This window comes from Bacillus sp. Y3 (genome assembly GCF_008123875.1).
Lineage (GTDB): Bacteria > Bacillota > Bacilli > Bacillales > Bacillaceae > Bacillus > Bacillus altitudinis.
Genome location: NZ_VSSC01000009.1, coordinates 110,347 through 129,878, shown reverse-complemented (window position 1 = coordinate 129,878; position 19,532 = coordinate 110,347). Strand labels below are relative to the sequence as shown.

At 40.1% G+C, this 19,532-nt stretch carries 22 protein-coding genes and 7 tRNA genes; 4 read left to right on the top strand and 25 right to left on the bottom strand.

The genetic code is table 11. The annotated features are described in order from the left end of the window. Positions 1–61: 61 nt before the first annotated feature. From FXF70_RS17685 to FXF70_RS17670, 4 genes are all read right to left on the bottom strand, one after another. On the bottom strand, positions 62–439 hold the full coding sequence (locus FXF70_RS17685; protein WP_148780856.1) for an MmcQ/YjbR family DNA-binding protein: 378 nt from the start codon (positions 437–439) through the stop codon (positions 62–64). A gap of 150 nt (positions 440–589) precedes the next feature. Then, entirely contained in the window at positions 590–1,483 is an 894-nt protein-coding gene (locus FXF70_RS17680) for an alpha/beta hydrolase (RefSeq protein WP_148780855.1), read from the bottom strand. A 186-nt stretch (positions 1,484–1,669) separates the two neighbouring features. Beyond that, positions 1,670–3,109, bottom strand: coding sequence for a DHA2 family efflux MFS transporter permease subunit (locus FXF70_RS17675; RefSeq protein WP_148780854.1), 1,440 nt, complete (start codon positions 3,107–3,109; stop codon positions 1,670–1,672). Positions 3,110–3,188: 79 nt separating this feature from the next. Then, on the bottom strand, positions 3,189–3,761 hold the full coding sequence (locus tag FXF70_RS17670) for a TetR/AcrR family transcriptional regulator (RefSeq protein WP_148780853.1): 573 nt from the start codon (positions 3,759–3,761) through the stop codon (positions 3,189–3,191). Positions 3,762–4,028: 267 nt separating this feature from the next. Here FXF70_RS17670 and bglS point away from each other — a divergent pair, with 267 nt between their 5' ends. Continuing rightward, positions 4,029–4,760 carry a beta-glucanase gene (bglS, locus tag FXF70_RS17665; protein ID WP_148780852.1) on the top strand — a complete coding sequence of 244 codons (732 nt, stop codon included), beginning with the start codon at positions 4,029–4,031 and terminating at the stop codon, positions 4,758–4,760. A gap of 42 nt (positions 4,761–4,802) precedes the next feature. On the opposite strand, the gene FXF70_RS17660 is transcribed toward bglS, so the two are convergent. Continuing rightward, the gene (locus FXF70_RS17660) at positions 4,803–5,204 is read right to left on the bottom strand and encodes a MerR family transcriptional regulator (protein WP_057078415.1); all 402 of its coding nucleotides are present in this window, start codon (positions 5,202–5,204) and stop codon (positions 4,803–4,805) included. A gap of 223 nt (positions 5,205–5,427) precedes the next feature. Here FXF70_RS17660 and FXF70_RS17655 point away from each other — a divergent pair, with 223 nt between their 5' ends. Both FXF70_RS17655 and FXF70_RS17650 read left to right on the top strand, forming a co-directional pair. After that, positions 5,428–6,477 (top strand): NAD(P)-dependent alcohol dehydrogenase, encoded by a 1,050-nt coding sequence (locus FXF70_RS17655; protein WP_148780851.1) that lies wholly within the window; start codon positions 5,428–5,430, stop codon positions 6,475–6,477. 250 nt (positions 6,478–6,727) lie between these two features. Continuing rightward, complete coding sequence (locus tag FXF70_RS17650; protein ID WP_050826994.1) at positions 6,728–7,189, top strand: CarD family transcriptional regulator; 462 nt, start codon at positions 6,728–6,730, stop codon at positions 7,187–7,189. Positions 7,190–7,466: 277 nt separating this feature from the next. On the opposite strand, the gene FXF70_RS17645 is transcribed toward FXF70_RS17650, so the two are convergent. The 10 genes from FXF70_RS17645 to FXF70_RS17600 form a co-directional block, all read right to left on the bottom strand. After that, positions 7,467–7,670: a cold-shock protein gene (locus tag FXF70_RS17645; protein ID WP_003214229.1), complete on the bottom strand. Its 204-nt coding sequence runs from the start codon at positions 7,668–7,670 to the stop codon at positions 7,467–7,469. Between the two features lie 207 nt (positions 7,671–7,877). Further along, on the bottom strand, positions 7,878–10,247 hold the full coding sequence (locus tag FXF70_RS19315) for a P-loop ATPase, Sll1717 family (RefSeq protein ID WP_076822740.1): 2,370 nt from the start codon (positions 10,245–10,247) through the stop codon (positions 7,878–7,880). Positions 10,248–10,460: 213 nt separating this feature from the next. After that, positions 10,461–10,544, bottom strand: a tRNA-Leu gene (locus FXF70_RS17635). 47 nt (positions 10,545–10,591) lie between these two features. Continuing rightward, a tRNA-Leu gene (locus FXF70_RS17630) sits at positions 10,592–10,674 on the bottom strand. A 7-nt stretch (positions 10,675–10,681) separates the two neighbouring features. Beyond that, positions 10,682–10,757, bottom strand: a tRNA-Lys gene (locus FXF70_RS17625). A 32-nt stretch (positions 10,758–10,789) separates the two neighbouring features. Next, positions 10,790–10,864: transfer RNA gene (locus tag FXF70_RS17620), tRNA-Gln, on the bottom strand. Positions 10,865–10,885: 21 nt separating this feature from the next. Beyond that, a tRNA-Glu gene (locus tag FXF70_RS17615) sits at positions 10,886–10,957 on the bottom strand. A gap of 9 nt (positions 10,958–10,966) precedes the next feature. Further along, positions 10,967–11,057 (bottom strand) — tRNA-Ser (locus FXF70_RS17610). Positions 11,058–11,061: 4 nt separating this feature from the next. Beyond that, positions 11,062–11,136, bottom strand: a tRNA-Asn gene (locus FXF70_RS17605). Between the two features lie 117 nt (positions 11,137–11,253). Next, complete coding sequence (locus FXF70_RS17600) at positions 11,254–11,721, bottom strand: SprT family protein (protein WP_007496463.1); 468 nt, start codon at positions 11,719–11,721, stop codon at positions 11,254–11,256. A gap of 99 nt (positions 11,722–11,820) precedes the next feature. Here FXF70_RS17600 and cmpA point away from each other — a divergent pair, with 99 nt between their 5' ends. Next, on the top strand, positions 11,821–11,955 hold the full coding sequence (cmpA, locus tag FXF70_RS17595) for a cortex morphogenetic protein CmpA (RefSeq protein ID WP_008346893.1): 135 nt from the start codon (positions 11,821–11,823) through the stop codon (positions 11,953–11,955). Between the two features lie 19 nt (positions 11,956–11,974). Here cmpA and FXF70_RS17590 read toward each other — a convergent pair whose 3' ends face one another. The 10 genes from FXF70_RS17590 to ndoA form a co-directional block, all read right to left on the bottom strand. Further along, positions 11,975–14,134 (bottom strand): Tex family protein, encoded by a 2,160-nt coding sequence (locus FXF70_RS17590; protein ID WP_148780850.1) that lies wholly within the window; start codon positions 14,132–14,134, stop codon positions 11,975–11,977. Positions 14,135–14,210: 76 nt separating this feature from the next. Then, positions 14,211–14,810, bottom strand: a complete 600-nt coding sequence (locus FXF70_RS17585) for a PP2C family serine/threonine-protein phosphatase (RefSeq protein ID WP_008346897.1) — start codon at positions 14,808–14,810, stop codon at positions 14,211–14,213. Then, positions 14,810–15,598 carry an RNA polymerase sigma factor SigB gene (gene sigB, locus FXF70_RS17580; protein ID WP_012009000.1) on the bottom strand — a complete coding sequence of 263 codons (789 nt, stop codon included), beginning with the start codon at positions 15,596–15,598 and terminating at the stop codon, positions 14,810–14,812. Before sigB ends, FXF70_RS17585 begins: the two co-directional genes overlap by 1 nt. Further along, positions 15,564–16,052 (bottom strand): anti-sigma B factor RsbW, encoded by a 489-nt coding sequence (rsbW, locus tag FXF70_RS17575; RefSeq protein WP_007496471.1) that lies wholly within the window; start codon positions 16,050–16,052, stop codon positions 15,564–15,566. Before rsbW ends, sigB begins: the two co-directional genes overlap by 35 nt. Next, a complete protein-coding gene (locus FXF70_RS17570) occupies positions 16,049–16,378 on the bottom strand; it encodes an anti-sigma factor antagonist (RefSeq protein ID WP_148780849.1) in 330 nt (109 codons plus the stop codon). The genes rsbW and FXF70_RS17570 overlap by 4 nt, the downstream gene beginning before the upstream one ends. A 59-nt stretch (positions 16,379–16,437) precedes the next feature. Further along, a complete protein-coding gene (locus FXF70_RS17565) occupies positions 16,438–17,445 on the bottom strand; it encodes a PP2C family protein-serine/threonine phosphatase (protein ID WP_008346904.1) in 1,008 nt (335 codons plus the stop codon). Between the two features lie 10 nt (positions 17,446–17,455). After that, the gene (locus FXF70_RS17560) at positions 17,456–17,857 is read right to left on the bottom strand and encodes an anti-sigma regulatory factor (protein ID WP_003214085.1); all 402 of its coding nucleotides are present in this window, start codon (positions 17,855–17,857) and stop codon (positions 17,456–17,458) included. Between the two features lie 2 nt (positions 17,858–17,859). Beyond that, the gene (gene rsbS / locus FXF70_RS17555) at positions 17,860–18,228 is read right to left on the bottom strand and encodes an RsbT antagonist protein RsbS (RefSeq protein WP_003214235.1); all 369 of its coding nucleotides are present in this window, start codon (positions 18,226–18,228) and stop codon (positions 17,860–17,862) included. 4 nt (positions 18,229–18,232) lie between these two features. After that, positions 18,233–19,063, bottom strand: a complete 831-nt coding sequence (locus FXF70_RS17550) for an RsbT co-antagonist protein RsbRA (protein ID WP_008346908.1) — start codon at positions 19,061–19,063, stop codon at positions 18,233–18,235. Positions 19,064–19,179: 116 nt separating this feature from the next. Beyond that, positions 19,180–19,530 carry a type II toxin-antitoxin system endoribonuclease NdoA gene (ndoA, locus tag FXF70_RS17545; protein ID WP_003214169.1) on the bottom strand — a complete coding sequence of 117 codons (351 nt, stop codon included), beginning with the start codon at positions 19,528–19,530 and terminating at the stop codon, positions 19,180–19,182. Positions 19,531–19,532 lie beyond the last annotated feature (2 nt).

The window sequence follows — 19,532 nt, the reverse complement described above, 5'->3', positions numbered from 1 at the left end:
ATGTGACTCTAGTCAATTTTGAAGAGATTCAAAGAGACATGAACAACTGAACGTTCAGCATTTATTCGGTTTCTTTTGAATTATGTTGGAGGATAGCCTGCTGAGCTTTTTTTGTTAATTTGTGAAAAACCAGTTGATAGGAATGTTCAATTAGCTCTTCGACAAATGAAGATGGAATATCTGCATCAAGATAAATAGAATTCCAATGCGTCTTATTCATGTAATAGCCGGGAATAATTCCTTCATGCATTTCTCTTAATTCTTCAGCGCGTTGCGGATCACATTTTAAAGTGATGACTGGCTTACGATCGACATCTCCCCCCATCATGGCGAACATCTTTCCACCTATATGATAACGATCTGCCTGCCACTCAGGTTGATAGTCGTGGGTTGCTCCTTGTAAAGAAAGACAAAATGCCTGTAGTGTCTCTTTTTTCATTCTATTAGCTCCTTTTTAGATGTCTTCTATCTTTCTATTATATCGACAGCTGCGATTGTTGTATCTATACTTCTTTTCAAGACGTCAGCAAGAACACAAAAAAAGCACAGAAATAAAGGTCTGTGCTTTTTACTGATATCCGAATATTTCTTATTCAAACGCCTTCTTAAGCTGATCGCTCATCAGATGCCAAGCCTCTTCAGCTATCTCTAAATCTCCGGCATGAGTGAACGCATGAGGGACTCCTTTAAATTGTTTGTATGTGACATCTACCCCTGCTTCTTTTAACTTGTCCGCATAATGCTCAGCTTCTTCAGCTAGTGAATCCTTCTCAGCTGTGATAACAAGAGCTGGGGGCATTTGTGCTAACACTTCTCTCTCCGCAAAGACTGGAGAAACGAGCGGATTGTGCGGATCTTGACCTTGCAGGTAGAAGGCATTAAACAGTCTCGCCATTTCAACTGGAATTGCTTCTTCAAACGCTGGCTTTTGTGCTGGATCAGTAGCTAAATCAAGCGGCGGATAATCAAGCACTTGATAGACAATCGGAAGTTTGTTCCCTTTTTGGATATCAAGCAGACAAACCGCTGTTGCCAAATTCCCACCTGCACTATGTCCGCCAATGGCTAATCGATTTGGGTCTATTTGTAGTTCATCAGGATGTTCATATAACCATTTCATCACATCGTAGCATTCATGAAGAGCGGCTGGGAAAGGGTGTTCCGGTGCCAGCTGATACTCCACATTGACGACGATACACTCCGCACGATCTGCTATGACCGGACACCAGTGATTATCCATTTCAGCACTTCCAAGGATAAAACCGCCCCCATGCAAATTCACGAAAACAGGTAGGGGTTGTTTCAATGTTTTCACTGGTTTAAATACCCACACCTTTGTTTCACCAGCACCCGTTGGGATATCATATTCCATTTTGTTCACTTCAGGAGGGTGGACTGGCTTTAGTTCTGATTGACCAGCTAATGAATCTTCAGGTGGTTGACGTAATGACTCAGCCATTTTGATTTGTTCGTCTAAGTTCATGATCTCAGCTCCTATCTTATTCTTTTATCTCTATCCATTCGTTACGAATTTCGCCTTTTCCTTCAATGTCGTCAGAGAGTCGTTGCTTTTTATCTATCTCCCCATTTTCATCGCATTTGAAACAAGCATTCACCCCTATGAATAAAAAAAGCACTGCGGCGCTAAGTCCTCAGTGCTTTTCATATATTATGATACTTGTTGCTCTACTTTCACTCGTTTAATAAAGAAAGCAATCACCAAGCCAATCACTGTCATAATGACAGCAAAGATAAAGGCATGCTGGACGCCATTTGTAAAGGCGAGCAGCTGATTGACTGGATTTGCGGGATCAGCCACATTTTGCATAAAACTGCGAGCTCCTGATGAAAGGATCGAGATACCAACCGCAGTCCCAATCGCTCCTGACACTTGCTGCAATGTATTCATAATCGCTGTACCGTGCGGATATAGCTCTGGCGGCAGCTGATTCAAACCGTTTGTTTGGGCAGGCATCATGATCATCGCAATCCCAACCATTAACGTAATATGAAGCGTCACGATATAACCGATTGACGTATTCATACTTAAGTTCGTGAAGCCAAACATGGTCGCTGCAACGATGACAAGACCTGGGATGACAAGCCATTTCGGCCCAAATTTATCAAAAAGCCCACCCATGATTGGCGATAGCAGTCCATTGATAATTCCACCTGGCAATAGCATTAAACCAGCTGTAAATGTAGACAGTGCCAAGGACGTTTGCAGATATAATGGCAAAATCATCATAGCAGACAGCATCACCATCATACACACTAAGATCAGAAGTAACCCGATCACAAACATTGGATATTTAAATGGGCTTAAATTCAACATCGGTTCTTTCATATTTAACTGTCTTAGGGAGAACACAAGAATGCCAATGACACCTACAACAATCGCCACAATCACATGCATACTGCTCCAGCCGCCGCCTTCACCAGCACTGCTAAAGCCATACACAATTCCACCGAAACCGATGGTTGATAGCACAATCGATAAAATGTCGATTTTCGGTCTTGTGGGTTCCGTAATATTTTGCATAAAAATATACCCAAATACGAGTGCAGCAACCAATAACGGAAGCGAAATCCAAAAAATCCAATGCCATGTTAACGATTTAAGAATAAGACCAGAGACCGTTGGACCAACTGCTGGGGCAAACATAATGACAAGACCGATAATCCCCATTGATCTACCTCTTTTATGAGGCGGAATGATGACCAAAATCGTATTAAACATCAATGGAAGGAGCAAGGCTGTTCCTACTGCCTGCACCACACGTGCCACCATTAAAATACTGAAGACTGGTGCAATGGCCGCAATAAATGTACCGATGATCGAAAAGACCAGTGAGGTGATGAAAAGCTGTCTTGTTGTAAACCATTGAAGAATGAGGCCTGAAATTGGAACAAGAATCCCTAGTGTTAATAAATAGCCGGTTGTCAGCCACTGAGCAGTCGTTGCTTCAATACCAAAGTCTAATGTTAAACTTCTCAGCGCCATGTTTAATGCCGTTTCACTGAACAGTCCAATAAATCCAGCTGTGATAAATGAAATAATAATGGGCAGCGTTCGAATGTCGGAAGCTGCTGTTTGCTGTTTGTTCATATTAAGTTGGCTCCTTTTCTTTTTCAATTTTGATGAACCATAAGTAGTTAGGCTGGACAGAAAAGAGCCACTTCAATGTCTAGGAAAAGACAGACAAAACCTGTCTTTCTGCAGCGAATTGTGCAATTTTTTCGATTGAGTAGCCGGATTCATGAATATAAAACATGAGTTCAGGCGTCATTGGAGAGGACATACATAATGTCGTCAACTCAATGTCTTGTATGTTCGCTTCTCCTTTTTCTTTCGCTTCCTCGAGCAAATTACGAATGATTTGTTTGAGTGATTGACTGTAATGAGAATCATACACCTTACTTGTCTGCTCTAAATTTCCAGAGATCGTCAGCATCCGGATCCAGTCTAAGTGATGACCAACGATGAGATGGATCTCCTCGAGAACATATTGCAAACGATCTTGAACCGGCTGATCACTGATTTTATTTAAGTAAAGATGCAAAGCAGGGATCAGCTGTTCAAATCTCTCACCAAGAATAGAGAGACACAAATCACTTTTATTTGCATAGCGGCGGTAAAGGGTTCCTTGACCAACACCAGCTGTTTTAGCAATTTTATGCATACTGACATTCTCTACACCAAACTCTTGAAACAAAGAAAAAGCGACCTCTTCAATTTCCTTTCCAATACCCTTTTCCATGATGCTTCACCTTCTTTACCTTCATCCACCTTGCATATATCTCTATGTGTAAATCAAATTTCTTTCATTTTCATTAGGACAATTGTACCGGTATTATCTTACGGACAACTGTCCGCTTTGTCAATCATTATTTTTTACCTATCAATTTTCTTTTCATTCTATTAAAAAAACACACTGTTTATCATTATTTAGACCGATTTTCCATTTTGAGAGAATCATGTATGATCAAAAAGAAAACGCTTTCAAAAAAGAGAGGGGAATGCCTACATGTCTTACCGTGTAAAACGAATGTTGATGCTGCTTGTCACTGGATTATTCTTAAGTTTGTCCACATTTGCTGCAAGTGCCTCGGCACAAACGGGCGGGTCGTTTTATGAACCGTTCAACAACTATAATACGGGGTTATGGCAAAAAGCCGATGGGTACTCGAACGGAAATATGTTTAACTGTACGTGGCGCGCAAACAATGTCTCCATGACGTCGTTAGGGGAAATGCGATTATCGCTCACTAGTCCTTCGTATAATAAGTTTGACTGTGGAGAAAACCGCTCCGTTCAAACATATGGCTATGGACTTTATGAAGTCAGCATGAAACCAGCCAAAAATATTGGGATCGTATCTTCGTTCTTTACTTATACTGGACCGACGGATGGTACACCTTGGGATGAGATTGACATTGAGTTTCTCGGAAAAGATACCACGAAGGTACAATTTAACTATTATACCAATGGTGTCGGAAATCATGAAAAAATCGTCAACCTTGGTTTTGATGCAGCAAACTCTTATCACACATATGCGTTCGACTGGCAGCCTAACTCGATTAAATGGTATGTGGACGGTCAATTAAAACATACGGCTACTACTCAAATCCCTCAAACACCTGGAAAGATTATGATGAACTTATGGAATGGTGCAGGTGTCGATGAATGGCTCGGCTCCTACAACGGTGTTACTCCACTTTACGCTCATTACAATTGGGTGCGTTACACAAAAAGATAACCACATCACAAAACCTGTGACAAGTCACAGGTTTTTCTTCATTTAAATAGAGTTCGTTTTTAATTGATGAACTAGATTTTGTTCATAACTGTGGATAATATCTTCATAACTTTCGATCTTGTAATCTAACCGTTTAATCGTTTCTTCGATTTCCTTTTGTTTGTCTACGAGTCTTTCTCTCTCATTGACCAAAATCCTCTTCCTTGAGGACAATGTACGATCCTCTCCCTCGATAAATAAAGCCGTATATTCTCTAAGAGCATCAATTGACAGACCCGCATTTCTCATACATTTAATAAATTCTATCCACTGAATATCTTCTTCTGTATAATCACGAACACCATTTTCATCACGCCTGATCGGTCTAATTAAACCTATATTCTCATAATACCTGAGCGTAGCAGTTGATAAATCGAGCTGCTTGGCGGCTTGTGCAATTTTCATTGTTTTCACCCTTCTCTTCTTTCTCTTACTTGACGATCTCCCTTTTCCCATCATCTCTATTTTTATCGAGAAGACAAGATACTTTTGGCTCAAATCTTGATTCAAGGTTGATGCTAAAGCCTGAATTGAGGCGATCAGAGGGTTCTATGTTGACTTAAAGTTCACTTTAAGACGTACAGTATAGAGGAAGGACCGAATCTTACTTTTGAAAGGATGATCCAGAATGTGTCAGACGCACCAATCAAACGTTTTAAGTGTTTCCCATGCAAAAGCAAACTTTGAACGGACAACCATTGAACGAAGAGCACTTCGTCCACATGATATTTTAATTGATATTCAGTTTAGCGGGATCTGTCATTCAGATATCCACAGTGCCTTTGATGAATGGGGCGGCGGTATTTTCCCAATGGTTCCGGGTCATGAGATTACTGGAGTTGTTTCAGCTGTTGGGGATGCTGTCACGAAATTCAACATTGGTGATCGTGTAGGCGTCGGTTGTTTTGTCGATTCTTGCGGTACATGTGAATATTGCCAAAATGGAGATGAACAATATTGCAAGAAAGGAGTCGTTCAAACTTATAATAACCTGGATTATGATGGAGAACCAACTTACGGCGGCTACAGTCAGAAAATTGTTGTGACAGAACGATTTGTTGTCAATATTCCTGACCAGCTTTCCCTCGATGTCGCCAGCCCCCTTCTTTGTGCCGGCATCACAACGTATTCTCCGTTAAAACACTGGAAGGCTGGGCCTGGCAAAAAAGTGGCGATTGTCGGAATGGGCGGTCTAGGTCATGTCGCCATTCAATTTGCACGCGCACTTGGCGCAGAAGTGACTGTATTAAGCCGCTCTATGAATAAAAAAGAAGAGGCACTGTCATTTGGTGCAAAAGACTATTTTGCTACAAGTGACCCTGATACGTTTAAGACACTAGCCGGTCAATATGATCTCATTCTCAATACCGTCTCTGCCAATATCAACGTGGATGCCTATTTGTCCTTACTTCGTGTTGACGGAACATTAGTAAACGTCGGTGCACCACCAAAGCCAGACAACTTCCATGTGTTTTCATTAATTACGGGACGTCGCAGCATCGCCGGCTCACTCGTTGGCGGCATCCAAGAAACACAAGAAATGCTCGATTTCGCAGCTGCTCACAAGATCGCACCACAAATTGAAGTGATCAACGCAAACCAAGTCGATGAAGCATATGAACGTGTGCTCAAAAGTGATGTGCGTTATCGGTTTGTGATTGATATTTCAACATTATGATCGGATTCTATTTGGAAAGACCAGCTCAATGTCTGGTCTTTTTTTAATGGTGGATATTCTGTTTTTCTTGTAGCAAGGATTCTTGAGGATATGATCAAAAACCATCCGAAATTCACATGAAAAAATCTCTCTTTTTCAGAACAAAATTTATTGACAAAAAATAAATAAACATGTTATTATTAAAAATTTGATTATTTCACCTCTAAGTATGGTACCCTTAAAGTAGATACATGATATGGAGGCGGATGATATGTTTCAAATTGGTGATAACATTGTTTATCCAATGCACGGAGCAGGTATAATTGAAGCCATAGAAGAAAAAGAATTCTCTGATGAAAAACAATCGTATTATGTCATTAAGATGGCCGTTAGCCATATGAAAGTGATGATTCCTACAAGGAAGATGTCAAGGTCAAAGATAAGGCCTGTTACAGATATACTTGCCTTAAAGAACATCATACACACTTTCCAAAATGGAACATCAGATAAGTTATTGCCATGGAAAGAGAGATATAAAATCAACACAGACAAAATAAAAACGGGCCACATACTAGAAGGCGCTGAAGTGGTACGTGATCTCATGCGGATGAAGAAAGAAAAAAAACTGAATGCAAGCGAAAAGAAAATGCTTGACGATGCTCATGGTTATTTGCTTAGTGAGCTAGAAGTCATCAAAGGAATCACTGAAAAACAAATCAAGAGTTTCTGCTAATATTGTCTACCTGCTTCCCCATTTTTTGAATACATTTTCTCTACGAACAAATCCCTCTATCTTCGACCAGTAAAGAAAAAAGAATTTATTTAGGCAAATTCCGCATATTGTAAATCCAATATGCTATACTGTTGATAAACCTTTGAAGCATGAATTTTTTTACGATTACCTTGTAACATCTCCCTACTTGTACGTTGAGTAGGGTTTTTTATTGCAGAAATAAATGAAAGCACAAAAAAACAGGCTCTCTACAGAGAACCTGTTTTAAAAATGAAGATTAAGCAGTTTTTTGAACGTTAGCAGCTTGAGCTCCACGAGAACCTTGCTCTACGTCAAAAGTTACTTTTTGACCTTCGTCTAAAGATTTAAATCCGTCACCTTGGATAGCTGAGAAATGTACGAATACATCGTCGCCTTCTTCACGTTCGATAAATCCAAAACCTTTTTCTGCGTTAAACCATTTTACTGTACCTTGTTCCATGTTTGTTGCCTCCTAGTGCGTTACCACACAATGTATTATACTATCCTTGCCCAAAGTATCCTCAAGACGAAAAGTCTTTCTTCATGCTATCCTTTACGCCGAACAAAAATAATTATTCTTATTGTAACATGAATCGGAAATTATTGCAATTTATCATTTTATGTCAAAATTAAAACAAACTGTGTTCAGAATTACTATTTTATTTAATTAAGTTAATTGATCAATCATTTCAACAGATTCTATACCCAGATAAGCATAAAATGCTGGATTTATACAATACCTTTTAGACTTTTTATTTCTTTGAGCAAGTTTGTCAGATAGTTTATCAATTATTTTAGCCGGCCTTTTCCCAGCATAATATTCAAATATATCTTTTTGTGTTTCTTGTCCAAGAAACGTTAATTCACAAAGGATATTGATAACTTCATCTGTATTTTGGGAAGTACAATTTAACAAACACTCTCTAAGTCTTTCTTCAGTAAGTATTGGTTGTTCGCCTACAAATTCATAAAATATTGATTCAAGATCGTCCACTCTTTTACCGTTTTCAGGAAATAATGATGACAAGGCATATTCAGAATAAGCATATTCGGCATCAAGGAAATCTTCCTCTTCTACTATAGAATGTCCTTTGTTGACTGCCTCATGCAAAGCTGATTTAAAGAAGAAGATTATATCTCTTGGACGAGGAATTATTAAATTTGACACAAATTCCTTCAGTGGTATACCATTTATATTTTCACAAAAATACTCTTTCCAAAGCGCTTCAGGGCTGGTAACACCATTGCTGCTATAGTCCACTCTATTCTCAATAATCCTAAATAGCATTAAAGGATCATTCCATGACAGATTTTTATAAGGTACCTTATCTCTTTCATCTACAAAACTCATGAGTCTAGAAAAAATATCACTCCTCAAGAAAACAATTAAAGACAAATTAACCTTTAAATGTTTATATGAGTTTTTATGAAACTCATCTGTAATTTTATGAACAACATTTAATAAACCTGATAATAGTTGACTCATATTTTCCAACTCAGTACTATCGTTCCAACCTTTATCTAGATTATCTATTAATAAAGTTACTTTCTCTTTGCCTTCCAAAACTAATCCCAGATAATTTCTTAACTCTTTGATCATGGTTTCATGTAAATACTCACTAACCCTTAATCTACTTTCTTCCATGCTTTCTTCAGATGATAGAGAGTTTAAATTATTTACTATATTTTCTAATCTTAAAGTGAAATCAGCATTAATAACTCTCTCATTTATTTTAACAAAGTCTATAAAATTATCTTCTGCCTCCGTTTTTTGATAATGCAGAGGTAAATTATCTAAATAATCAAACAGTTGCCTCCCTATTTCTGTATATATCAAAAATTTCCAAACACTTTCAATTAAATGGCCCTGTTCTGACCCTTTTTTTAAGTTGTTAATTATTTTTAATACCCCTTCAAATTCATGACCCTGGGGCTGAATTGAAACCACAAAATTCCTCTTATCTTCTATCATCGTATTTCGAATCTTAATTAAATTAGCAGTTTTCCCTGTGCCTTTACGTCCAACAAATAATACCTGTTGTGCATTTAAAGCCTCTTTGTACTCTGCAGTTTCCAGAAAATATTCAACTAAGTCATGATTCTCATTTTCAGCAACATGATCACCTAATAATAGACTAGATAATTTACCTAAAGCCTTTTTATCCTGTTTGAATTCACTGAATTTTGAGTTTTTTTCGTTAAACTCATTAGCAATTGGTTCAAACCAATCATTAAAAAGTGATTCGCACTCTTCTGTATTTCTATGAATCTGTAAAATGTCTTCATAATCTAAAGGGGACTTAAATGGATCATGAGCTAACAATAAGGTTTTTTTTCCTAATCCAATAGATAAACCTGCTATTAGAGATTTTCTTGCGGTAATTAAGGGTTTATCTTCTTCGGTATCTTTATTATAAAAATGTATGATAGTTCCCAATGAATTCGGTAATAAATTTAAATACCAGCTTAATGGTTCTCTTCCTTCATATGGATCATCCATTTTTTTAGGTAATCTTGACTTGTTTATTAAAGCATCTATTCTACTCGATTCATTTGTATTAACTTCACATTTCATGTAAATTAAATTGCTTTCAATTTCCGCCTGCTCTATTCTAAGATTAATTTTAGTAGGTGGTTGATTTGTATTATCATTATAAAAATTATTAACAAGCTCTTCAGAATTCTGATAGCCACTAAAACCAATAGTAGTGATCGCTCTTAACATTTTATAATTTTTAACAGAGTTCCCATGAGAAGTATTGAGAGATATCCATATTTTCTTTTCTTTCGCAATAGCATAACCTAATTCATATAATACATTAGAATTTAAGTATGTAAGATCACACATAAATATGTCACATTGCTCAATTGCTTTTAATATATTCTGTATTATAGGCTTACCAGATATACCAAAATCCTCCCAAGACGTAATTCTTATAGATCCAGCTTTATTGATATCCTTAATTGCTTCGCGAATATTTTGTAACAAATCAGCCCTGTGCGATGGATAAGCATAAAAGGCCTTTGGAATTGACATATCAAACACCCTCTCCTTTATGCTAATTATACCATCTCATCATTAGCAAAAAAAAGAATTAATTGAAATATAAGTAAATTAATTCTTTTTTAGATCATTAACCAATTCTCTCAAAATAGATGTCTATTGCTAATAAATTATAATTGAATAGACAGTAAATTATATTATCAGAAAACAAAAAAACCAAAGGTCTACAACCTTTGGTTTCTTAGATGCGGCCGAGAGGACTTGAACCTCCACGGGTTATTCACCCACTAGGCCCTCAACCTAGCGCGTCTGCCATTCCGCCACGACCGCGTGTATGATGTGCTCATATATTCATAAGTGCACTGTTTAAAAAACAATGCGGGTGAAGGGACTTGAACCCCCACGTCATAAAGACACTAGATCCTAAGTCTAGCGCGTCTGCCAATTCCGCCACACCCGCGTGACAATGGTGAGCCATGAAGGACTCGAACCTTCGACCCTCTGATTAAAAGTCAGATGCTCTACCAACTGAGCTAATGGCTCATCTGCTATGCAGAAAAACATATATAAAAAAATGGCTGGGCTAGCTGGATTCGAACCAACGCATGACGGAGTCAAAGTCCGTTGCCTTACCGCTTGGCTATAGCCCAACGAATCAAAATAACAAAACATGACCCGTACGGGATTCGAACCCGTGTTACCGCCGTGAAAGGGCGGTGTCTTAACCGCTTGACCAACGGGCCATATCATAATGGCGGAGAAGGAGGGATTTGAACCCTCGCGCCGCTCGCGCGACCTACACCCTTAGCAGGGGCGCCTCTTCAGCCACTTGAGTACTTCTCCATTATGGCTCCGCAGGTAGGACTCGAACCTACGACCGATCGGTTAACAGCCGATAGCTCTACCACTGAGCTACTGCGGAATAATAAGACATGTTTCATTATATCTATGCCAGAAAAATGTGTCAAGAATTTTTAAACGTTTCATTCCTGCTCCATTTGCGACGGCTTTTATAATTTAACATATACTAATATAACAGTCAAGCCTTTTCCCCTTCCTTTTTTAACTTACCATGACAAATCCCGCAGACATATCGCGTTGTGTCAAATCGGCGCTTCCTCGTATAATGTCTTCCACAACCTGTGCACACATAGTAATGAAGCGTCACCGCTCTTTTTTTCTTTTGAACGGTCTTCAGCGGGGTACAAAAGCGCGGGGCTCCTACTTGCTGCAAGAGTTCACGAAAATCCCTGTCCCGATGCTGATAGCCCTTCCCTTCAAGGTGCAGGTGATAATGACATAGTTCATGCTTAATGATACCGATCAATTCGTCTCTGCCATGCTCCTCAAGATATCGGCGATTTAGCTCAATATGGTGTGTTCCAAGTAAATATCGCCCGCCTGTCGTTTTAAGACGGTCATTAAAAACAGCCTGATGGCGAAACGCCTTACCAAAGAACTGCTCTGAAATGTCTTCTGTTAACTGCTGTAACTCTCTTTCGTTCAATCAAGATCGTTCCTTTCTATAAAAACCTCGAACGGGACAATTTCCCCTTTGCATACATTGAAGGTACACCCACTGTTTTGATCAAAGGAGGAATGGGCGATGCCCAACTGGCTGAAAAATCAGATGCAGAAAGCATTTTATGAGAAAAATCATTATCAAATCAAATTGCTCAATCAATGCTGGTACTTCTATAGAAAAAAACATTCAGTCACATCAAGGCACACCCCATCCTAAGGTGCGCCTCGTTTTTTGTTTACTCTGGTTTTAGCATCGATAGAGCTACCCGGCCTTTTGCCTGGTCAACGGAGTCTACCCATACGGTTACAATGTCACCAACTGATACCACGTCAAGCGGATGTTTCACAAAGCGGTTGCTTAGCTTTGAAATATGGACAAGCCCGTCCTGCTTGACACCAATATCAACGAATGCGCCGAAGTCTACGACGTTTCTCACCGTTCCTTGTAGCTCCATCCCTTGCTTCAAGTCCTCTAATTTCAATACATCTGTTTTTAAAAGCGGCTTTGGTACTTCATCGCGCGGATCACGCTCAGGTCTTGTGAGCTGATCAATGATATCTTGAAGGGTGATTGAACCAATTTCAAGCTGTTCTGCTGCTTCGTCCAGCTTCACCTCAGCCATTTTCTCTTTTAACTGTTCTGTTCCAAGATCGTCTGGCGTCATGTTGATCATGCGTAAGAACTGTTTTGTTTCTTTATAGCTTTCAGGGTGAATACCCGTGCGGTCAAGTGGATCTTGTCCATCTGTGATGCGCAGGAAGCCGATACACTGCTCATAAGTCTTTGCACCAAGCCTTGGGATATCCTTCAGCTCTTTTCTGCTTGTGAATCTCCCAATCTCTTCACGGCGCTTGACGATGTTTCCTGCGACGGCTTTTGAAAGACCTGACACATATTGCAGCAGCGCCTGTGAGGCTGTATTAACGTTCACACCGACTTGGTTAACAACCGTTTCTACCACAAAGGTTAACGAGCTGTTTAATTGCTTTTGACTCACATCGTGCTGGTATTGTCCCACACCGACAGATTTTGGATCTATTTTGACAAGCTCTGCTAATGGGTCCTGCAACCTTCTGGCGATGGAAATGGCACTTCTTTCTTCCACTTGCAAGTCTGGAAACTCTTCTCTTGCCAGCGCAGATGCAGAGTATACACTTGCCCCTGCTTCATTCACGATCAAATATGAAACTGGCTGGTCCAGCTCTTGGATCAAGTCTGCGATGAATTGTTCGGTCTCTCTTGAGGCTGTTCCGTTTCCGATCGCAATGACTTCAATGTTGGATGATTGAACGATTTCTTTCACTTTTTGTTTGGCTTCCGCTTTTTTCTGCACAGGCGGGTGCGGATAAATGACGCCAATATGTTGGACTTTTCCTGTATCATCCACGACGGCTAATTTACAGCCTGTACGAAACGCAGGGTCTACCCCAAGTACACGTTTCCCTTTCATCGGCGGTTGAAGTAGGAGCTTTCTTAAGTTTTCAGCGAAAATATGAATGGCTTGTTCCTCTGCTTTTTCTGTCAGCTCTTTTCGTATTTCCCGTTCAATTGAAGGCTGAATCAAGCGCTTGTATGCATCATCAATGGCCGCTTCAATGTAAGGCCTCGCCGTCGTTTGCTTGCCTTTTAAGACTTGTTTATCGAGGTAGAAACGAATATTTTCAGCAGGTGGTTCGATGGCTGCTTTCAAAATCCCTTCTTTCTCGCCTCGGTTGACCGCGAGTACACGATGAGGCACAATTTTTTTAATCGGCTCTTGATAGTCGTAATACATTTCATAGACGTTTTTCTCGTCGTTTTCAACGTCTTTTCCTGATGTGACAAGACTTCCCTTTTGGTACGTCTCACTGCGAATCCATTTCCGCATATCAGGATCATCCGCAAGCTGTTCAGCAATGATGTGCTGGGCGCCCTCCAGTGCTTCTTCTGCTGTTGTGACTTCTTTTTCTTCATTGATAAAAGCCGATGCTTTCTTTTCGATCTCATCGTTTGGCAGCTTCAGTAAATACTCCGCCAGCGGCTCAAGTCCTTTTGCTTTGGCTACATTTGCCTTTGTTTTACGCTTTTGTTTAAATGGTCGATATAAATCTTCGACCTCTTGCAGCTTATGCGCCTGTTCGATCTTCTGTTTTAATTCATCTGTTAATTTGTCTTGTTCAGCGATTAAGCGAATCACTTCTTCTTTTCGATTCGTCACATTTTGGATATATGTATAGCGTTCAGAAATGGTTTGAATTTGCACCTCATCTAGTGAGCCTGTCTGCTCTTTCCGGTAACGTGCAATAAACGGGACGGTGTTGCCATCCTCTAATAGCTGGATCACACTTCCAATTTGTTTTGTTGAAAGCTTTAATTCTGTCGCAATTTGTTTCAATAAAAAGTCAGATGTCTTCATACTTTGCATCCTCTCACTGTGTCTTCTCTTTTAGTGTATCAAAAAAACCGGCAAAACAGAAAAAAGGTCAGCTATTTCATGTAAGCTGACCAAGTACATAGGTGAGATCGTCTTTCTTGTCTTGTGTGTATGTTTCAAGTTGTTTGGCGATATCTGCAACTGAATGGCTATGCTTTAAACACATTCGCATGTTTGGCACATTCAGTCCGTCTGAATACATAATGAATGTCGATCCTTTTTCGTAGGAATAGGTGTATGTTTTGTATTTTCTAGGTTTACCTGATAGATATCCTGATGTCGGAAGTGGATAAATATAGTCGCCAGAAGGTGCATTCAAGATAAATCGAATATTGCCAACCGAACAATAGGTAAACTGCTGCTGAGAAAAATTCACCTTTAATATGGCCACAGTGGCCCCACGTTTATTTTTCATGGCCTGATTGCATCTATCAATGAGGGTTGTTACATCCTCATGTCCATATTCTTCGACAATTTCGCTGACTAAAGAAGATGATTCATTGGCGAACTGGCCGCTGCCTAATCCGTCTGCTACAGCACAAATTAGTTCTTCATCATCTGCTTTAATAAAAAAACTGTCCCCGCAGCATGATTTTCCTTCTTTGTTCGATTGATAGATAATGGCGTTTACATGCTCATGCTGTTCGATCTGCTTCATTACCCTAGCTCCATAGACGCATCTTCTGACAATGCATCTCGTAGCTTTTTAACTGCCTTCCGCTGCAGCCTTGATACATGCATTTGAGATATGCCGAGTAAATCGCCTGTTTCTTTCTGGCTTTTATTTTGCAAATATGTGAGATTGATAATTTCTTTTTCTCTATCTGTCAGAACGTGAAGCACACTTTCAAGCATCATTTTTTGGTTTACACGTTCGTACCCTTCTTCTTGTGAGCCGACGACGTCTAAAATCGTCACAGTGCTTCCTTCAGAATCTGCCTCTACGCCTTGGTCAACAGACAGCGCTTGATAGCTTTTGCCCATCTCCATTGTTTCAAGAACTTCTTCTTCTGTTACATCTAGATATTCTGCAATTTCTTGTACTTTAGGTGACTTTTGCGTTTCCGTTGTCAGGTGATCAACTGCCATCTTGATTCTTGGTCCAAGCTCTTTAATTCGTCTTGGTACATGGACACTCCATGTTTTATCACGTAAAAAGCGTTTGATTTCCCCGATAATGGTTGGAATGGCAAATGCCTCAAATGATTTACCGACAAGTGGATCATAACGCTTAATTGCGCCGAGTAGACCAATCATTCCAACTTGTCTTAAATCCTCATGAAAGCTTTTTCCTTTGGAGTATTTCTTCGCGAGCATATCCACAAGATTTGTATAACACTCAACTAGTGTTAGCTGCGCCTGCTCGTCTTGGTTGGATTGATAGCTTTGAATGAGGCGATCCACTTCATCTTTAGTTAGTTTCATAGTTTTGGATGGTTGTGTCATGGTCAACTCGCTCCCTGTTTAAAAACTTTGTCATCGCCACGGTAACTCCGGAGTTTGCTTGCACCTCGACTTCATCCATCAATGTTTGCATTAAGTATAAACCAAGACCTCCTTCTGCCAATTGATCCACCGTATGAGCAGATGTGTACGGCCCTAGGTCTTCCTGCTTTTGCTTAAAGTCAAAGCTACCGCCTTTATCAGCGACAATGATTTCTAGACGATCTTCATAGACAAGAAAGCGAACCGCTACCTCTCCATCTTCGCCATCTGCACCTTTATAGGCATGCTGAACTGCATTGGTACACGCCTCACTGACGGCAATTTTCAAGTCCTCAATCTCTTCGTAGGCATAGCCCATCCGGCTTGCAACGCCTGAAAGAGTCAGACGAATGATGCCTACGTATTCTGGTTTCGCCGGTATTTTCATCTCGATTAGATCTACTGATTCGTTCATTGTACCCCACCCTCTGACTTTGCAGAAATGTCAATGATGTCCTTTAGTCCAGTGATTTCAAACAATCTGACAAGCCGACCCGACAAGTTCTCAAGCTTTAATGATCCTCCTGCTTTTTGAGCCGCTTTGAACAGCCCAACAAACACACCTAAACCTGTACTATCCATGTAAGTAACATCCTTCAGACAAATGTCAAGATGCTCTCCTTGCTCTGCTTTGGGCATAAGGGTTTCTCTCAGCTCAGGAGCAGAGTACACATCGATTTCTCCGCTGACACTAATTTTCGTCTTATGATCTATTTGATGCTCTTTTACAGACATATTCATTATGCATTCACCTCGAAATTCTTGTTTCCTAAAGTTTTATATACCCGCATATTCACTTTCTAAACCTTTCTTTTAAGGACAAGTAAAGTAAAGTCATCGTGAAGCTGAAAATCTTGTAATTTGAGTAAGCTTGCATAGATAGCGTCGACCATTTCCTGCGCTGAATAGGAAAGATGCTCTGCTATGAGCGCTTTGATATCTTCGCGCTCTAAGAAGCCGTCCTCTGACTTGGATTCGGTGACCCCATCTGAAAATAAGATCACCATATCTCCTACGTCCAAATGCTGCTCATATTCCCTGTAATCAAAGTCTGGTGCGATTCCAAGGACAAGACCCTTTGCATCTAAATCGTAAAATTGATTCTCTTTTTTGCAATAGAAAAAGCCCGGCTCATGTCCAGCCGATGCGTACTTAAATTCATGTGTTTCTTTATTATAGCTACCATAAAACATGGTGATAAACATGCTTGGGTCTACGTTTTGCTCGACCACACGATTAAGGGTTTTGAGCACTTTCGTTGGGCCGCTACCTGACTCTGGCAAGGAATCCATCGCATACTTAATCATCGACATACAGAGCGCAGCTGGTATTCCTTTCCCAATGACGTCTGCAATCGCGATATTGATTGTATCGTGATCTGTTACGAAATGGTAATAATCCCCACTCATCTGTTTTGCCGGCACACTGATGGCTCCGATATCAAATGTGTCTCCTTCTGGAATTTTCGTTTCCAGAAGGGTTTGCTGAACATTTGCAGCAATTTCAATTTCCGACTTAATTTCTTGCTGGATGCCTCTTAGTGTTAAATGCTCCTGGTAGGCAAGTCCGTATCCAATCATGACTTCAATTAAGAAGTCTAGTGAATGAAAGACATCTTCCGGCAAATCAGGGTAAAGCTCCTGAATCACTTTTCGGTGAACACTCACTATTTCTTCAGGAGGTATTTGATGCTCAATGGTTTTACGGCTAAATTTTTGAGCTTGATAAAGCGATGTTTCAGTTAAATCACTGATATAACGACTGAGCAGCTGATGGTACCGCTGCTCCATTACCTCCTTAAAATCCATGGTTTCCCTCCTAGCGAAGCCACTTGACAGCTTGTATCTCAGTTCCTTGTTCTGGTGCGGAATCTAATTTAAATTCATCCATCAGTCTTCTGACGCCCGGCAAGCCTGCTCCGAGTCCGCCTGATGTAGAAAATCCGTCTTCCATTACTTTACGTATATCCATGATGCCAGGCCCCTCATCGGCTGCGATGACTTTGAGTCCACGCTTTCCGCGCTCCATTACTTCTTCTATACAAATCTGACCTTTACCAGCGTATAAATAGATGTTACGAGCTAATTCTGAAATGGCCGTCGTAATTCTTGCTTGGTCAACTGTTCCAAAACCAAGTTCTTTTGCAACATTGCGCCCCAATTGTCTTGCTGCGACTATGTCCCATTCCGTCAATATTTTTACACAGGATTGGTCTTTCATATCTATTCCCCCAATTCCCGCTTCAGTGTCTCAAGCCCTTGTTCAAGATCTAGTGCTGTCTGAATTTCTTCCAGCGAAATGCCAAGTTCAATGAGCGTCACAGCAACTGCCGGCTGTATTCCTGTTAATACAACTTTTGCCCCCATGAGCTTAGACATGGTAATGACATCACCTAATACCTTGGCGATAAATGAATCAATCATATCGACGGACGTTAGATCGATGACAACACCGTTTGCTCCTGTTTCATGAATTTTATTCAGCAAGTCTTCTTGAAAATGAAGAGCTGTTTGGTCATCAAGCTCCCACTGAATCGAAATCAGAAGACAGTTATATAGTTTTAAGATTGGAATCTTCGGGTGATTTCTCACTAGGTTATCCCTCCAATGAAACAATTTTTCGATTTGTCATTTCCAAAGCAGTTTGAATTCCTTTTTGAAGGGTATTCTTTGTTGTAACCTGAGATAAATCAATTCCGAGGTTAACGATCGTTTGAGCAATTTCGGGGCGAATACCGACCAGCAAACATTTCGCACCTACTAATCTCACAGCCTCGGACGCTTGAATGATGTGGTGCGCAACCATCGTATCAACAACAGGAACACCCGTGATATCGATCAAGACAACCTGTGAACGATGCTTTACGACACCATTCAGTAAATTCTCCATAATTTTTTTCGCACGTTCTGTATCAATTGTTCCAACAAGCGGCATGACGGTGATATGCTCAAATACTGGGATCAGCGGGGCAGACAGTTCCTGCAGCGCGATTTTTTGAAGGTTCACGGTTTTTTCCCATGAGATGGAATATTGATTCAAAATTTCATTATGAATCGGTGTGATGAATCGATCAATTTGCCAGATGAGGTCATTGCTCTCTTCTGCTGTATCTTTGTCGTTGTTCATTTTTTGATATAAATGAGTACGGATTTCTGTTAGACCATTTGCCAGTAACTTAAGTGATATACCCATTTGAACAATTTTTAAAGCAAAAGTTTGCATTTTTTCTTCAAAATCTTCGGCATATCCCTCAGAAAGAGAGGCAATAATGAGCTGAACATATTCCGAACAGATGGTTTCATACATTTTGTCGTTCAGCATCATGTCCGTTTCTTCTTCACCGAGTCGTTTAAAAATGTCCGTCCACTCTTTTTCTAATTCCTTTTGATGCTCTCTTGCGAATGCTAACACGATATGATTCGACATGTTTTACCCCCTGCGTACATAAAAAGCACTTCTTTTAGTCTTTCTTCATTATAACGTTAATAAAAATTGAACACAAAAAAAAGTTGCTCACAAGAGAGCAACCAAATCTCACCATATTAAAAATCAATAAGAGCCAAACTAACTTGTAAGGCTTCATCAACCTTCTCCATCATCTCATCATCAAGATGTGTGATTTTATCTGTCAATCTTTGTTTATCGATCGTACGAATCTGTTCCAAAAGAATGACAGAATCTCGTTCAAAGCCGTATCGCTTTGCATTAATTTCGACGTGAGTCGGTAATTTCGCTTTTTGTATTTGGGCTGTTATGGCTGCAACGATAGCAGTCGGGCTGAAGCGATTTCCAATGTCATTTTGAATCACCAATACCGGGCGAACCCCGCCCTGCTCGGAGCCAACAACAGGAGATAAATCAGCAAAGTAAACATCACCGCGTTTAACAATCAAAT